This is a genomic window from Flammeovirga sp. EKP202, assembly GCF_014534745.1.
Lineage (GTDB): Bacteria > Bacteroidota > Bacteroidia > Cytophagales > Flammeovirgaceae > Flammeovirga.
On the sequence record NZ_JACVVP010000010.1, the window covers coordinates 13,677 to 31,491 of the forward strand.

The following is a 17,815-nucleotide window of genomic DNA, read 5'->3' on the forward strand; positions in this document are numbered from 1 at the left end:
TATTCCGTTTTGATAAGATTATAAATAGTCAACTTATCTCTTCTAATTTTCAGAGATTCAAATGCTACTCACTTCAGGTTTACTTATTTTAAGTACTGTAGTATCGGCTATTGACACTTTAAATCAATTGAAATGAAAGATAATGATGAACTATCAATTACGAATTAAAAAAAGTGTCATTCTTTTTTTAATACTACTCTCATGTGCCTATTTCACTAAAGCACAAGACGTCAATGTAGATGTCAATTTAAATATCAAACACTCAGTCAACGGCGTTTCTAAATTTGAAAGAGAAAAGTACATGACGCTTCATGGTACCTCTTTCGAAACAGACTGGGACGGAGAAGAAGACAAACTAGACTACCTCTTAAATAAACTTGATACTTATTTTGGTAGAGATACAGGATCGGCAACTTGGAAATTCAGTGCTACTGAAGAGGATCCTAATCGCCCAAATCGTCCAAGTTTAGAGCATATGAATGAGCTAGGAACTTGGCTAAAAGGGGAGTATGAGAAAGATTATCTTACTCATCAGTACGAAAAGAAAAGTCGTGAACTAATTGGCGGTACCAACCCTCACCCTACATATCCTACGTTGTCATGGAATGGCGATGGAGTGACTTGGACAGGGTGGCAACCTATGGATGTTGATGTCTCAGCAGAGTGGGTAGTCAATTACTTGGACATGTTCTTCAGAAAATCAGAGGGCGGACAAGGTGAACCGTTACCTGGTTATTGGGAAGTAATTAATGAGCCTGATATGCCTATGATGACGGGACATATGACGTGTACTTCTCAAGAAAAAATTTGGGAATATCATAACCTCGTTGCTCAAGGCGTAAAGGAACGTTTTGGTGCGGATAATCCATACCGCCCTAAAATTGGTGGTATGACTTGGGGTCTGCATGACTTCCACTTGCCGGATGGTATTTCTCGTTATGATGAGAACTATTTGGATCAATGGTTGGACGGTGACGGTTATATCACTTACCACAATATGATGGATTCTGAAGCAAACAATTACAGATCAAATCCATGGTACCAATGGGATATTATGTGGCAGGGTTTTATGGATACATGTGGTCCTAATATGGATTTCTATTCGATTCATATTTACGATTGGCCAGGTTGGAATTTGAATGCTAACGACGCTCCTTCAGCTACTCGTTCGGGTGGTCATACGGAGGCAATGTTAGACATCATCGAATGGTACGATCTATATAAAACGGGAACACGTAAAGAGTTGATTGTCTCTGAGTTTGGAGCTGTAAATGGTCAATATAATGATAACAACAGACCGGGTGTTTATGATCAGCAAAGAATGGATTGGGAGAACTTAAAGCCTTTCAATGCCATGTTTATGCAATTCTTAGAACGCCCGGATTACATTACAAAGTCAATGCCTTTCACACCTATCAAAGCGATTTGGGGTGATATTCCTGATCAAGATCTTCGTTACCCTTATGCAATGATGCGTGATGAAGATGGTGATGGAGAATGGGAATGGTCAGAATATATCAAATTCTTCCAATTATGGAGCAATGTGAAAGGTACTCGTATTGATACAAAGTCTACGAATAGAGATTTGCAAGTTGATGCTTATGTAGATGGTAATAAAATATACTTGATCCTTAACAACTTGGAAAACACCCCAAAAGACGTCAATTTATCTTTCTATGATGATTATGAAAACCCTGTTCAAAGTGTGCTAGTAAAAAATCTTTACTTGGATATGAACAAAGGACAATTTGGAAAACCTGCTTTAGATGAATTTACGGTTGAATCTGCTCCTGGAGCGGTGACTTTGGATAGTGATGCTACAATGGTATTAGAATACACTTTTGCGAACTCTGTTACTTTAGATCAGACTTCTGATGAAACGAAGTTTATGGGTGAAAAAATTGGTTCTGGTTATCATGAATTTGGTAGTGAATTAATCCATACTACAAGCCAAAGCCTTTCGACTTCAGTCAATGGGGTAGTAGTACCAAATGGAGAGTATGAAGCAACTTTAAGAATATCAGGAGCTTTCTTCAAAGCTCATTTGGGATCTGTCGTTGTAAAAATAAATGGTGTTGAGCTAGAGCATAATAGCAATTGGAGAGGGTCATTAGGTGACCTTCGTAATCAATGGTTAGGAACTTTGGAGGTGGATATTCCTGCAGGTTTATTACAGGCTTCGAATACGATTGAATGTCAGACAAATGCACCTACTGATTGGGCAACGACTCAAATTCAGGTTTGGGATTTCTCTAAGGCACCTGGTCGTAGTGGCTCAAATGCTGTTGCTTTAAATGCAGTTTCTATCGAAGGAGATACCGAAGTAATGCAAGGACAAAAAGAGGCCTTGAAAGCGGTTCTTTCGCCAGCCAATGCAACGAATAAAGCATTAGTTTGGACTTCAAGTAATACTAGTGTAGCGACTGTAGACGAATATGGTGTAGTTACAGGAGTTGCATCTTCAGGATCAGCTACGATTACAGCGACAAATACTGACAGAACGATCTCATCTACATTTGTTATTTCAGCAATTCCTTACGCGGATACTCCTGTGGCAAATCTTTCTATCGAAGAAGGAAATAATGTAGAGGTAGATTTCTATGTAACGACTCCTCTAACCTTAAATATATTACCACTTGATGCGACAAACCAAGAGGCTGTTTGGTCTTCTTCAAATGACTTGGCAGTTCAGGTGGATCCTCAGTCAGGTAGTGTAACAGGTGTTGCGATTGGAGAATCTGCAGTGATTACAGCAACAATTAATGACAATGGAAATGTGATCACAGCTTCTACTATCGTAAATGTAGGAATTGTAGGCGATGAAAAAGTATACTGTGATGCAATGATCAGTGAAGTGACGGGTAATACAGAGTATACTTTTGATGTTTTTGTGAACTTATTAGGGACAAGAACGATCAAGGTAGAGTTAATGAAAGGAAATACTGTTTTAGGAACAGGAACAACAACAACTGAAGTAAAAGGCAAAGATGTTGTAGCCGTTGATTTATCATTAAATGCAGTGCCTCCTGTTGGAAACTATGCATTAAGAGTTTCAGCTTTAGAGGGGAATCAAATCATCGATCAATGCTCTTCTGATTTATCAATTCTGGACAGAATCAGACCAGAAAGTATCACTTTGGTGGATTGGTTAAGAGAGGTGGAAGTAGGACAGACATTGCCGGTAACGGCGGAAGTTTTACCAGCGAATGCTTTTGATAAAACAGTACTTTGGACCTCTTCAAATCCCGGCGTTGCAACTGTTGATAACAACGGAACAGTGACAGGTCTGAGCTTAGGAAATACCGTGATCAGAGGTACTTTACAAGATGGTGGTTTATATGCCGAAGCGAATGTGACAGTGAAATCACAAGTAGTGGTGCAGCCAACTCAAATCATCATTCCAACAGATATTACGGTTTTCCCTGGTGGAAATATGCAAGTAACACCAGTGTATGTTCCAGAGTGGACCACGGAGAAAAGCATCACTTGGTCGACGAACAATCCTGCATTGGCAACTGTGGATGCCAATGGTTTAATTTCGGCATCTACCACTGAAGGTACATTGACATTAACAGCGACTTCTGCTTCAAATCAGTCAGTGGTAGCCACAAGTAATCTAACTGTGGGAACTACTTTAGTTATTCAAGCAGAATCATTCAGTAATATGGGTGGTGCAGTAGGTGATATTGCTATTTATGATATTCCGACAGGAGGACAAGGTATCAATAATGTACAAGCAGGTGACTTTGTAGAATATGAAGTTTTCGTTCCTCAAGCAGGAGAATATTCTATTGCTTTCTTTGCAGGTACAGCGGTGGAAGATGGTGTGATTGAAATGTTTGTCAACAGTGAAAGTCAAGGTTCTGCAAAAGTACCAATGAATGATTGGGATGCGTACGCAACTGTAGCTTTAGGTCAAAGAGTAAACTTACCGCAAGGAAATGTAACAATCGGCCTAGTAGGTGCAGGAACATCAGATTGGCAATGGAACTTGGATTACTTCCAGATGAATTTTGAAGGTGAAATTACTTGTAATGAAACTTTAGAAAGCATCAATATTACGGCCTCTGCTACTACAATCAAGGAAACAGAGACAGCTACTTTAACCGCTTCACTTTTGCCTACAGATGTTTGTCCAAAAGTAATTTCTTGGTCAAGTAATAACACGAATATCGCGACAGTAAATAACAACGGAGTCGTGACGGGAACGGGTGTTGGTACAGCCACAATTTCTGCCACTGCAGATGGTATTACATCTACCATTGATATTGTAGTGGAAAGCAATTATGTGGCAGTAACAGGTGTGACATTGGATCCGTCGGAAGTAAGCTTGTTTGTAAATAACTCAGCTCAATTGACAGCTACAGTTTACCCTACAAATGCATCTAATAAAAATGTGACTTGGACCTCTTCAAATCCATCAGTGGCAACAGTAAGCAATGGTCAAGTGACAGCAGTGACAGAAGGTTCAGCAGTAATTACGGTGACAACTGTAGGCGAAACATTTACCGCAACTACCAATGTAACAGTACAAGAAGTTGGTGTTGAGGTTCCAGTAACAGGTGTTACTGTAGATAAGGAAAATGTTACTTTGGACGTCAATCAATCAACGACAATCAATGCGATTATTGCTCCTTTGGATGCTACCAATACAAATCTGACTTGGTCGTCAACTAACACAGCAATTGCATCTGTAAATAATGGTATTGTGACAGGTTTAGCTGAAGGAACAACAACAGTTACTGTAACAACAGTTGATGGTGGTTTCGCAGCAAAAACAGTTGTAACAGTCAACGGGATTGATGTTGGAAGCGATATTGTGATTGAAGCAGAAGACTTTGTAGCAACAGGAGGTACTTTCAATGATGCATTCGTTCCTCTAGGTGTCAATAAGGTAGATAACTTAGGAATCAACTATGTGAACGGTGAAGACTGGGCAGAATACACGGTAAGTGGTAATGGTACGTATGAAATAACCTATCACATTTCGACACCAATGTCAGGTGCTGCAATTGAAGCGGTATTAGATGGAACTTCAGTAGGTGTTGATAACGTGCCAAGTAATGGTCAATGGGATGATTACCAACCTTTAAAATCAGCACATCAAATCGTGTTGAATGGAAGTCATACTTTACGTCTTGTGGGTGCAGGTACCAATGTTTGGCAATGGAATTTGGATAAAGTGGTGTTGACTCCGGTCGCTTCACAGGTTATTCCGGTTACAGGTATTAATGTTACTCCTTCAAATGCTTCATTATTAATAGGAGAAACAACTCAATTATCGGCTTCTGTACTTCCTGCTAATGCAACGGACGCATCTTATACTTGGAGCTCAAGCAATTCAGCAGTAGCGACAATTAATAATGGATTAGTCACTGCAATTTCAGAGGGATCAGCAACAATCACAGCTACAACAAATGATGGTGGGTTCACAGCGACTACAACAATTTCTGTAACAGATGTAGTAACTCCTCCAAGCGGATTAGTGATTGAGGCAGAAGACTTCACAAGCACAGGAGGTACTTATAATGATGGTCATGTTCCATTAGGTGTAAATCGTGTATCAGGTTTAGGAATCAACTGGGTGAACTCAGGCGATTGGGCTGAATATACAATGAACATAGAAGGAGCAGGCGAATATGAAATGGAATATGCCATCTCTACACCAACGAGTGGAGATGTTGCCATCCAAATAGAGATTGATGGTAATGTGGTCTCTACAGATGCAGTTCCAAACAATGGTCAATGGGATGATTACCAACCACTTTCTGCAACAGGGACAGTTACTCTTGCTGAAGGAATCCATACGGTAAGAATCATAGCATCAGGAAGCGCAGTTTGGCAATGGAACCTAGATAAAGTGACGTTTACTCCTGTTTCTTCATCAGCAAGAAAAGTGGAATCTAAGGTGGATTTAGCAGAGGAATTATCACTCTATCCAAACCCATCTACCAATGTTGTCAACATCAAAGGTTTACCAAACGGTGCTTATCAAGTAGCTCTATACAATATCAATGGTGTATTGGTAGACTATAAAGCAATCGACTTCAAATACATTCACCAATTGAATGTTGAAGACCTCTCTTCAGGCATCTACCTTATGAGAATTGTAGGGGAAGGTGTAGAGAAAAATGTTAGAATTTCAGTAGTGAAATAAAGATAAAAGGAGTGTGATGCTTCCCCCGGGAAGTGTTGCACTTTTTCTGTATAAATAAGAATGAAGAATTTAGAGTGAAGAATTTTGTTCTGTAATGTGATTTATGAAGTCGTTTTATAATTACGTTGCGGATCTTGTTTTCAGCCTTCATTCTTAATTCTACATTCTTCATTCCTATCAATACACCCTTAAAACAAATTTTTACTATCAATTTAGTTTATCGAAATGAAAAAACTACTTTTAATGGCAGCCGCCATAATGACTTACTTAAACACTTCAGCCCAAGATTGGAGTGGAATCGCAGTGCCAGCTAATGCGGGTTCAGGCAACACTTGGGAACTACAAGACAATGTCTCAGACGACTTCAATTACACCTTTAATCCTGTCAACTCAAAAACGAATTTTGGTGATGGAAAGTGGTATAACTTCTATCATAATGCATGGGATGGTCCAGGTACTACATATTGGAAATACCAAAACGTTTCAGTACAAAATGGTAGCTTATTCATCAATGCTTCAAGATGGGACCAAAACAACCAAGCAGCGCCTTGGAATGGAAATTCTCCAAAAATGGGGTTGCTAAATAATGGGGTGAACTCTGGCTGTGTGACTTCCAATGCAAGAGTGCAATACCCTGTGTATGTGGAATCAGCAATAAGTGTGGCAAACATCAGTTTAGCATCTTGTTTTTGGTTATTAAGTCCAGACGATACGCAAGAGATTGACATCATTGAGAACTATGGTGGGGTGAATGGTTTTAAGCATCTAACACATATCTCTCATCACTCATTTATCAGAAGTCCTTTTCATGATTACCAGCCAAGAGATTGGAACAGTTGGTGGCCTGATAGTAGAGTAAGCACATCTTATGGATGGGGCGATTGGGCTTGGAATAATGGTAACAGAAGATATTTAAGATTGGGAGTCTATTGGAAAACCCCGAATCATTTTGAATACTATATCGACGGTGAGTTAGTAAGAGTGATGTACCACAATTCGATAGCAACGTTAATGAACGGTACTTGGGAATATACTTATTATAACAGCCAACATCCTGCAAATACTGTTGATTCATGGGGTAATAATGTAGGAGGAATGCCAGTGAATGGTTCGAATGGCTACTCAGAAGTTACCGTTTACGCTACAAGTTCTGTTTTTAATATGAATACACTCCAAGCAGCAAGTGATAATTCGAATGGTATTAATGTGATCGATCCGGGAGAATATCAGAATGGAAATGGTTTTACGAAGGAAATGGATATTATCATTAATGTGGAATCGCAAAGCTGGTTGGTGAGTAGAAATGAAACACCTTCCGATGCAGATTTAGCTGCAGCTTCTAAAAATACAATGGAAGTAGACTGGGTAAGAGTGTATAAGCCTGTGCCCTCGGGAGGGACTGTAGCGGTAACTGGGGTAACAGTTACACCCACAAATATGTCATTAGAAACAGGTGCTCAAGGTAATTTAACTGGACAAGTAAGCCCTATAAATGCTACAGACCAAACGATGTTATTTACTTCAAATAATATAAACGTGGCTACTGTAAACCAATCGGGTGTAGTGACTGCCGTAAGTGAAGGAACAGCAGTGATTACAGCAACAACGACTGACGGTGGATACACTGCCACATCAACAGTGACCGTGAGTAATTCGACTACTCCTCCAGTTCAAGGAGAATCATTTGAGGTAGAAGCAGAATCTTTCAATACTACAGGAGGTACTTTTAATGATGGTCAAGTACCCTTCGGAATGAACATCATGTCTGGTGGTGTAAATTATGTCAATGCCGGAGATTGGACGGAATACACCATCAATGCATCAGGAACATATACTTTGGAATATATGATTTCAACACCAATGACTTCAGGTACTCAAGTGAGTCTTTTGGTTGATGGTGTGACAGTGAATACAACCAATGTTCCTAATAATGGAAGCTGGAGTAACTTCACTTCACTTTCAGCATCAGGAAATATAACACTGTCAGGAAATCATACCTTAAGAGTTTTAGCTTCAGGTAGTAATGATTGGCAATGGAACTTAGATAAACTGATCTTCACTGCAGTAGAAGATGTAACTCCTCCGCCAACAACTCCTTCGAACTTCACTATTGAAGCAGAGGATTTCGGAACTACAGGAGGTTCATTTAATGATGCATTTGTTCCTTATGGAGCCAATAAGATGAATGGTGTCGGTATCAATTATGTCAATTCAGGAGATTGGACGGAATACAGCGTGAATGTACAAAATGCAGGAAACTACGCGATCGAATACATGATCTCTACACCTGTGAATTCAGGTACTGGAATCCAATTAGCAGTAGATGGAACTGTAGTTGCAACAGATGGAGTACCTTCAAATGGAAGTTGGGATAACTACCAAGCATTAAGTTCAAGTTCTTCGGTGAATTTGTCAGCAGGTTTACACACATTCAGAATCACAGCTTCAGGCAGTAATGATTGGCAATGGAACTTAGATAAAATTAACTTCTCTTCAGGAAGTAATGCAAGACAAATTGTAGCTTCATTAGAAAGCAATTTCCAAGAAATTATTGCTTACCCTATTCCATCATCTGGAGTTGTTTATTTAGAAGGATTAGAAATCGGACAATATAATATTGAGGTTTATAGCTTAAATGGAGAAACAGTCTACAAATCGACAATAGATTTTAATTATAAACACCAATTAGATTTAAGTACCCTTTCTAAAGGTATCTATCTTATTAGTATTAATGGTGAAACGCGAACGGATAGGATAAAAGTAGTATTGACAAATTAATGCTTTTTTTCATGTAATTATATCATACAAGTAAACTCAAAAACGGAGCTAGATTTTCTAGTTTCGTTTTTTGTTTGTCTTACAAAATACTCAGACAGCTTGAAAAAAATATGATCATTAGTTTGTAGCTAGCAACAATAGAGAATGAAAGTAGAATTAGCAGCTTTATGAAAACAGCAAATGCGGTTAACAGACGTTATTCAATTAATAATTTTTCTTTAGCCGAACGAATACAAATCAGAACTATATTGTATTTTATAGGAAGTAGAGAAATATTTTGAAGCCCATCAAAACTAAATGTGAGTAAAGGTCTTATTAGAAAGAGGGGTATGAACATGTTTAAATTTATTCAATATTTACCCTACTTAATTGTTGTATAATTTACTCTTTATAACACTTTTCATAATCTGTATTACTAAAAAAAGTCTTACAATTAAAACAGTGTTACTAAAAAATACTAAAAGTAAACAATGTGTTTGATGTTAAAATAAATACCGTTAATTCGATGCAACCTTTTTTAATGATATCTATTATTCTTGTAAACGAATAGCTAATCAGTTAAACCTAATTTTAAAATTTAAACGAATTGTCTATAGTAAAATAATTACTAATACCATTAAATCATTTCTTTTTTATTGAATTTCAATGTTCGTCAAAGTCTATGCTATGACTATTCATTGGATTTTTATAGATGTCTCAAGTTGCTTTGAATGCTAGATATCAAAGTGCCTTACGACTTACTGTCTTATATAACTATTCACTAGAACCAGATAGTTTTATTAGCCAACCAATTAATTATAATCAACTTTATTATCTTATTATGATCAAGAGAGTACTCTTTTTACTCACTTTATTGACGTGTAGTATCTCATCTCTATACGCCCAAGAAAGAAGAGTTTCAGGTGTCGTTTCTGATGCCGGTGAAAACACTATGCCCGGAGCTACAGTCCTTGTAGTGGGTACAACAGTAGGAGCAGTTACCGATTTTGAAGGTAACTATTCAATCGATCTTCCAGAAGGAGCAGAAAAATTAGAAGTAAGACTAATTGGATACACTACTCAAGTATTGGAGATTGGTACACAATCAGTAATCAATATTATCTTAGAAGAAGACGCTCAAGAATTAGACGAAGTCGTAGTAACTGCCTTAGGTATGGAAAAAGACAAAAAGTCTTTAGGTTACTCGGTGAGTGAAGTAAAAGGTGACGATTTGAAAACTGCAGATAACGATATCTTAAGTTCATTGAATGGTCAAGTAGCAGGTGTACAAGTAACTGCATCATCAGGTGCTGTTGGTTCATCTTCAAGAGTTGTAATTCGTGGTAACTCATCTTTAACAGGTGATAACCAACCGTTATATGTAGTAGATGGTGTACCTGTAGATAACACTTATAACTCAGGTAATACATCATCAGGTGGTGCTGACTTCGGTTCTCCAATTTCAGATTTGAACCCAGATGATATTGAGTCAATGACTGTCTTAAAAGGACCAAACGCAGCCGCTTTATATGGTTCAAGAGCCGTTAACGGTGCAATCATCATTACGACTAAAAAAGGTAAAGGATCTCAAGGTTTAGGTGTATCATTATCAAATACAACTACATTCCAAACACCATTGATTTTACCAGATTACCAAAACACTTACGGTCAAGGTATGAACGGTGAGTTCAAATTCGTTGATGGTAAAGGTGGTGGTATCCATGATGGTTTTGACGAATCATGGGGACCTCGTTTAGATGCTGGATTAATGATCCCTCAGTTCCACTCAAATGGTGAAGCAGTGCCGTGGGTATCTAACCCTAACAACGTGAGAGATTTCTTCGAAACAGGTCACGTTTCAACATCGAACTTATCAATCTCTCATGCAAATGAGAATACTAACATGCGTTTCAGTTTAATGTACTCTGACCAAAAAGGTATGGTACCAAACACTGGATTGAATACGTATAGTGCATCAATGGCTATCGGTCATAAAATCACTGAGAAATTACGTTTTGACGCTAAAGCAACTTACTCTCATAGAGGTTCAGACAACTTACCTTCTCAAGGTTATGGTGCTAACAACGTAATGCAACAATTCGTTTGGTTCGGTCGTCAGGTTGATGTAGCGGGCTTACAGAACTACAAAAAGTTAGATGGTACTCCATATAACTGGAATTACAACTACCATGATAACCCTTATTGGATTGCATACGAGAACACTAACTCTCAAAGAAGAGATCGTGTAAATGGTTATGCTTCAATGAAATATAACTTCACGGATTACTTAAGTTTACAAGTGAAAGGTGGTACGGACTTCTATACTGAAAACCGTATGCAAAGAACTGCAAAATACTCTATCAACAACCCAACAGGTGGTTTCACTGAAGAGAACTATTTTGTAAACGAGTCAAACTTTGACTTCTTACTTTCATTCTCAAAAGACTTTGGTCGTGATTGGAACGTATCAGCAAATGCTGGTGGTAATAACATGTATAGAAGCTATAAGAGAGATGCAATGACAGCGACAGGTTTAGCAAACCCTGGTATTTATACTCCTGCTAACGCCGTAGGTCAAATTGATGCGATCACTTACTTCGAAGAGCAAATCATCAACTCTTTATATGCGACTGCTTCAGTAGGTTTTAGAGATTACTTATTTATGGACGTTTCCGTTCGTAATGACTGGTCTTCGACTCTTCCTGCAGCAAATGATAGTTTCTTATATCCATCGATCAACCTTTCATATGTATTCTCTGAGCACTTCGACTTGCCACAGTGGATTTCAAATGGTAAAGTAAGAGGTGGTTGGGCACAAGTTGGTGCAGCAGCAAACCCTTACATGTTGCAAAATGTATACGGTTCTCCACTTCCTTGGGATGGAAACCCAATGTTTAAGTATGCCAACATTCAAGCAAACCCTAACTTAAAGCCAGAGACTACAAACTCATGGGAAACTGGTTTAGAGATGTCATTCTTAAACAACAGATTAGGATTTGAGGCTGTTTACTACAAGAAGAATACATATGACCAAATTGTAAATGCTGATGTTTCTGCATCTTCAGGTTATAGATACTCTACAATTAACGCTGGTGAGATCGAAAACAAGGGTGTTGAATTCCTATTATATGCTACCCCAGTTCAAACAGACGATTTCCAATGGGATGTTTCATTCAACTACACTAGAAACGTAAACACAGTAGTTGAATTAGCTGACAATATTGACTCGTTTATCTTAGGTGATTACTGGGGTCTTACTACAGAAGCTCGTCCAGGTATGCCATTGGGTACATTCTACGGTATCAAATACCAACGTTCTCCTGACGGTGACATCATCGTAAACGAGCAAGGTATTCCTCAAAGAGGAACAGAGAAAGAGGCATTAGGTGACATCAACCCAGATTGGAGAGGTGGTATCCGTAACTCGATCACTTACAAAGGATTTACTTTATCAGCATTGATTGATATCCAAAAAGGTGGTAGCATCTTCTCAGTAACAAACATGTTCGGTGAATATGCAGGTGTATTAGAGAAAACAGCAATCGATCGTGAAAGCGGTAGAATTGTAGGTGTTGTTCCTGACGGTAATGGTGGTTACAAGCCAAACGAAGTAGCTGCTGACGCAATGACTTACTACCAAGGTTTATACGGTATCCATGAAGAGTATGTTTATGATGCTTCTTATGTGAAATTAGCACAACTTTCTATCGGATATAATTTACCTCAAAAATGGTTGAAGAACACGGGTCTTAAAGGTCTATATGTTGCAGCTGTAGGTAATGACCTTTGGATGATGTACAAAAATGCTCCAAACATTGACCCTCAAGCTGGTTTCGGTGCAGGTATGTCAGGTCAAGGTTTCGAATTTGGTCAGTTACCAACTGCAAGAAGTTTCGGATTTGATATCAAGATGAAATTCTAATTAGAATTAAATCTATCAAATTAAAACATCCATTTAATAGAAAAGAAAAATGAAAAAATATATTAATTATATATTCTCAATCATTGTTTTAGCAAGTATGACTTCTTGTTTCAAAAACTTTGATGAAATGAGAGAAAACCCTAACAGCCCTAGTGAGGTTGAACCAGAAACTTTATTTTCCAACGTACTTTACACAAGTACAGGTAGTTTCTATGGTGCACAAGGACAGTATTTTAACTTAACAGGTGCAGGCCTTTGGGCACAACACTTCTCAAAAATCCAATATTTAGATGAGGACTGGTATGAGTACCGTCCAGGTGTAATGGATGAGAAATGGAAAAGAATGTATGCTGGTATGTCAGGTAGTAACAATGACATTAACCTTGCTGGTCTTTATGATTTAGAATTGGCTTTACATAGCGTTCGTAAACGTAAGGCTATCGCTGAAGAATCGGATGATGCTATTGGTGTTAGAAATGCACAAGCATTAGAAGGAGCAATGTTGGTAGCAAAAGCATACTTCTTCTCAGTAACTACAGATGTTTGGGGTGATATTCCTTACTCTGAGGCGTTCCAAACTATTGAGTTAGGTTATGAAACAACAAACTTCCAACCTGTTTATGACCAACAGCAAGACATCTATAATTCATTATTTGAATTATTAGAAGAAGCTAATGAGTTATTATCTCACGGTGGGGGAATTGATGCTGGATCAGATATTATTTACAGCGGTAGAACAAGTAACTGGCAGAAATTAGCCAACTCTTTGGCTGCAAGATTATACACAAGAATCAACAAAGTAGATGCAAATACTTCAGTAGCTGGTTTAACAAAACTATTCAGTAACCCTGGTAAATATCCAATGTTTACTAGCAACTCTGATGATGCTGAATTAGTGTACTTAGGTTCTCAACCATACATGCAACCAATCTACTACAATAGACATATTGATAACCGTGATGACTTCGCAGTTTCAAAAAATGTTGTAGATCTGTTACAAGAAAATAATGACAAAAGGTTATACATCTTCGCTCAACCTACACCAAGATCTTTGGACCCTGAAGGTGACATTGAAATTGAATATGTTGGACAAGAAAATGGTGTGCCAAGAGAGGAGTTCCCATTGTTAAACTCAGTATCAAGAATTGGTTCACTTTATAGAGAACAACCAAACGGTAAATCTTTCTGGATGACTTATTCAGAGTTGAAATTTATCGAAGCTGAAGCAGCATTAAATGGTATCCCTGGTGTTGCAGGTTCTGTACAGACGTTAGTAGAAGAAGGTATCAGAGCATCTTTTGTAAAACAATATGCTGACGTTGAAGCATACCAAGCACCAATGATTCCTGTAGCTGGAGATGAGATTTTAGGAGCATATGATGATGCATCTGAAGTAATTGCCAACTTGAATTGGAACAAAAATGGTGGTCAATTCAGAATCATTATGGAGCAAAAATACCTTTCTATTTTCACAAATGGTCCTGAAGCATTTGCTGAATTAAGAAGAACGGGATGGCCTGCCATTGATGAAGTAAGAGGTGCTACTCAGTACACTGAAGGACTTCCTAACCGTTTCCCTTACCCATTCTCTGAGCAAACTTCAAATGCTGCTAACTGGGCAAAAGCATCTGAAGGTATTGTAAATACAGTTTATGGTAAAAAAGTATGGTTTGCTGAAAATACAGAAATCAACTACAAATAAAGAAACAAACACAAGGATAAGTAATTATCCTTGTGTTTGAAAATTGAGAATATCAATAGCGAAAAACTAAAACTATTTTTCATCATTATCACATAAATTGAATTGTTAAGAAAAAGGCATTTTTATAAGATGCCTTTTTGGATTTATATAGAGAAAATGCTTTTTTTATTCAACGAAGATTGGAAAATCAGTCACACCATACGGAATAATTGAAGTAGGGGATTGTTTTCCAGATGTCAACTCTTTAACTCTTCTAGATAAATACCAATCTAGAGCTTTCACATAAATTACTCCTTTTTGGTCTTGATCTGCTTTACCCCGTAACCCTTCAATTAAAGCTTCTGTAAAAGCACCATTTTTCCATTGATCACTTTCAACCGAAAGTTGAGTTCCTGTAGAAGAAGTAAATACAACAGCTCCATTTTCAGCATCAGACAATTCGTTGATTGTTTTGGTAAGGTTGAAGTCAGTTGATCTTGCTCCATTGATGACATTTCCCGAATGACAAGTATCAATAAATAAAATTGCCTTTCCAGGAATTGTAGAGATAGTGTATTTAAATTCAATAAATGAGAGACAAGTTCTCCGAATACTATTTAAGTCAGAATCATGAGGAAGGTAATAAAAAGCACCATTTCTATCGTTCATACCATGTCCAGCCATAAAAATCATAGCAACATCTTTACTTGTTGTTTCATTTTGAATCCATTCTAAAGCATCCAATATATTTCCTTTGGTAGCCTCACTATCAGTGAGCAACTTATGATAAACATTTTCATAAAGTCCCCCTTGCTGAGCCTGAATAATACTCTTGAAATCATTAGCATCTTTTGCACCATACTTTAAATCCAACCCTCCATTCATATAATCACTCACACCTATAGATAGTAGGTAAAGATTAGGTTTTGGAGCCGTCTCTTTTTTACCGCTCCATTTAACCATAACTGAAGAAGGCTCACTCCAACCATTCTCGTTTTTGGCAATAACTAGCAGAAAACAATCCTCTTTGGGTAATGTGATATTCATCAAATGCACTTCATCTTCTTTCAATTGGAGTCCTCTACTTTGTTCAACCGTCTTGCCGTTAATCATCACTTTAATTTCTTCGATTTCTGACCCATTCAAAGATCTTGCAGTGTATTGAAGTTGAAGGTTAGTACTAGAAACTACTTCCCCCATACTAGGGTATTTTATTTTTACAACAGGTGGTAGTTTTTGTATCAATTCTTCATTATTAATCGACCTTGAATTTAACTGAAGAGCGGAAGGAGCCATTAAAGTATTGATAGTATCGGGGTGATAATAGGTATCTCTTAATCTCGAAACATCATAGAAATAGGTAATTCGTGGAGAAATATTGACATGCCAACCTAAATATTTTTCAGCTCCGATAGAGGTATCATAAAAACCATCTTTGGTATAAAAAATCCATTTTAGATTTGTAGGATCAATGAATAAAGAGAGTAAGTAATCATTTTTCTTCTTAGGAGCATATTCAAAACCAAATTTGCTCGTGTTTTTATCAATGATAATCTCTTTAACTTCATCACCTCTTTTAATACTAAACTTATAACTTCCTTTTCTTTGAATCAGAGGCGATAAGCCCTTCTTATCTTGAACAGGATAATTATTTACTGAAAGGATGATGTCGCCTTGACGAATGCCATTTCTGTAGGCTAAACCAGTAGGTTTTACAGTTTTGAGCTGTACACCTTTGATCTCTTTGAAATTAGTATTGTACCACCTGATACTGCCGTCTTGAGTAAAAGCAACAATTTTCTTTTGATCAGGAGTAATGATGATATTTACAACAGGTGAGGGGGAGTCAACATGCCACAAACGTTTGTTTTCTTTTGTCAAATAATATATGCCTCTATGCGTTCCCAAGGCAACAAAATTACCATCTTGAGATACATCAACAGCTTGACAAAATTCATAATTATTGATGAATTGTACAGTGTCGTTATTGATCATTGGATACATTGAATAATTCCAATTACTGACAGTAGTGTTATTTCGACCTTCTTTAGCGATATAATAATGATTTTCAGGAGCTATAAAACTTCTTGTATTAATATCGAAACTTAGTTTTTCATCTTTGTTCTTAATGGTAATGATATTAGCTTTTTCGTTGATTCCAAAATCCTCCATTTTACTATGGAAGTAATCCAAATGATGACTATTTTTCTGATAAACAGCATTGAATGTTTTATCATAAGCAACAATTTTAGGTATAGTGCTAAAGAACAAATAATGCCCTTTACTTTCTCTGATAAGATTGATATTACCATTCCCAATTGAAAGCCTTTTTGTAAAACCTTTAGTAGGATGAAATACAGCTATATTTTGTTTTAATTTAGATAAACTATCTGAGTAAGAGAACATCAAGTTGTCATTTGAAGTAGAGAAAAGTGTATTAATCCGATGAGCGTTCTTAATGGTAATGTCCTTTTTAAACTTCAATTCTCCTCCATGTGATAAATGATATTGAGTAATCTCGGGACTATTTAGAAATATAATTGTTGCAAGATTTTTCTCTTTGTTCAATACAAGACTTTTAGGAGCTTCATGCTTTGTTTTAAATTTAGTCTTGAAGTTATATTCTTGATCAAATATGTAAATGTTCCCATCTAAAGAAGTAATTAAAACTTGATTCTTGGGACCAAAATTGATTGATCTAATTTCATCTTCAAACTGATTTAATACCTTTTTCTTATAGTAAATACCACTTTTAAGGCCAAAAATACCCACTTGTGCATTACTATAAAATGATACGATCAAATCATTGTTAGGGTGAAAAGCAAGATCACTTACTACATTAGGAAGACCAGCTATTACTTGTTTAATCTCCCAAGTTTGTATATTAAATAGATATATACTCTTATTCTTTTTATGCTCACCAGTATAACCGCCCACCGCTAATATTGACTCATCATTTGAAACAGCACAAGCAAATAGTTTTCCTATCAAACCTTCACCGATAGGTACTCTTAACGTTTTGATAAGGTCACCGGTAGTGATGTCCCAGACTTTTATGGTTTTGTCTTGAGAAGTGGTAAAGTAATATTTAGATGACTGACAAACATCAGAGATTTCTTCTAAGTGCATTTCATTATTCAATCGAAGAAAAACATCTTTTTGACCAAATGTGATGTTTGTTATAATAATGAAGAAGATATAGAGAGGTAAGAATTTGATGATTTGAAGCATGGAATTTATCTTATTGTAATAGTTATTTCAAAATTAGAAAAAATGAATGAAATCACAATTCTAAAAA

At 37.1% G+C, this 17,815-nt stretch carries 5 protein-coding genes; 4 read left to right on the forward strand and 1 reads right to left on the reverse strand.

Features of this window, described 5'->3' with window-relative positions; genetic code table 11:
- Nucleotides 1–142: 142 nt before the first annotated feature.
- The 4 genes from IC221_RS08165 to IC221_RS08180 all read left to right on the forward strand — a co-directional run bounded on the left by IC221_RS08165 (nucleotide 143) and on the right by IC221_RS08180 (nucleotide 14,538).
- The gene (locus IC221_RS08165; RefSeq protein WP_188168488.1) at nucleotides 143–6,157 is read left to right on the forward strand and encodes an Ig-like domain-containing protein; all 6,015 of its coding nucleotides are present in this window, start codon (nucleotides 143–145) and stop codon (nucleotides 6,155–6,157) included.
- Between the two features lie 225 nt (nucleotides 6,158–6,382).
- Nucleotides 6,383–8,935 (forward strand): carbohydrate-binding protein, encoded by a 2,553-nt coding sequence (locus IC221_RS08170; RefSeq protein WP_188168489.1) that lies wholly within the window; start codon nucleotides 6,383–6,385, stop codon nucleotides 8,933–8,935.
- A gap of 820 nt (nucleotides 8,936–9,755) precedes the next feature.
- Nucleotides 9,756–12,836: a SusC/RagA family TonB-linked outer membrane protein gene (locus IC221_RS08175; RefSeq protein WP_188168490.1), complete on the forward strand. Its 3,081-nt coding sequence runs from the start codon at nucleotides 9,756–9,758 to the stop codon at nucleotides 12,834–12,836.
- A 49-nt stretch (nucleotides 12,837–12,885) separates the two neighbouring features.
- On the forward strand, nucleotides 12,886–14,538 hold the full coding sequence (locus IC221_RS08180) for a SusD/RagB family nutrient-binding outer membrane lipoprotein (protein WP_188168491.1): 1,653 nt from the start codon (nucleotides 12,886–12,888) through the stop codon (nucleotides 14,536–14,538).
- A gap of 165 nt (nucleotides 14,539–14,703) precedes the next feature.
- Here IC221_RS08180 and IC221_RS08185 read toward each other — a convergent pair whose 3' ends face one another.
- Nucleotides 14,704–17,748 (reverse strand): caspase family protein, encoded by a 3,045-nt coding sequence (locus IC221_RS08185; RefSeq protein WP_188168492.1) that lies wholly within the window; start codon nucleotides 17,746–17,748, stop codon nucleotides 14,704–14,706.
- Between the last annotated feature and the right edge of the window lie 67 nt (nucleotides 17,749–17,815).

What these genes read in the sequence shown, in the direction of transcription:
- IC221_RS08185 (WP_188168492.1), bottom strand. Translation starts at nt 17,748, where the DNA reads ATGCTTCAAATCATCAAATTCTTACCTCTCTATATCTTCTTCATTATT.
- IC221_RS08170 (WP_188168489.1), top strand. Translation starts at nt 6,383, where the DNA reads ATGAAAAAACTACTTTTAATGGCAGCCGCCATAATGACTTACTTAAAC.
- IC221_RS08165 (WP_188168488.1), top strand. Translation starts at nt 143, where the DNA reads ATGATGAACTATCAATTACGAATTAAAAAAAGTGTCATTCTTTTTTTA.
- IC221_RS08175 (WP_188168490.1), top strand. Translation starts at nt 9,756, where the DNA reads ATGATCAAGAGAGTACTCTTTTTACTCACTTTATTGACGTGTAGTATC.
- IC221_RS08180 (WP_188168491.1), top strand. Translation starts at nt 12,886, where the DNA reads ATGAAAAAATATATTAATTATATATTCTCAATCATTGTTTTAGCAAGT.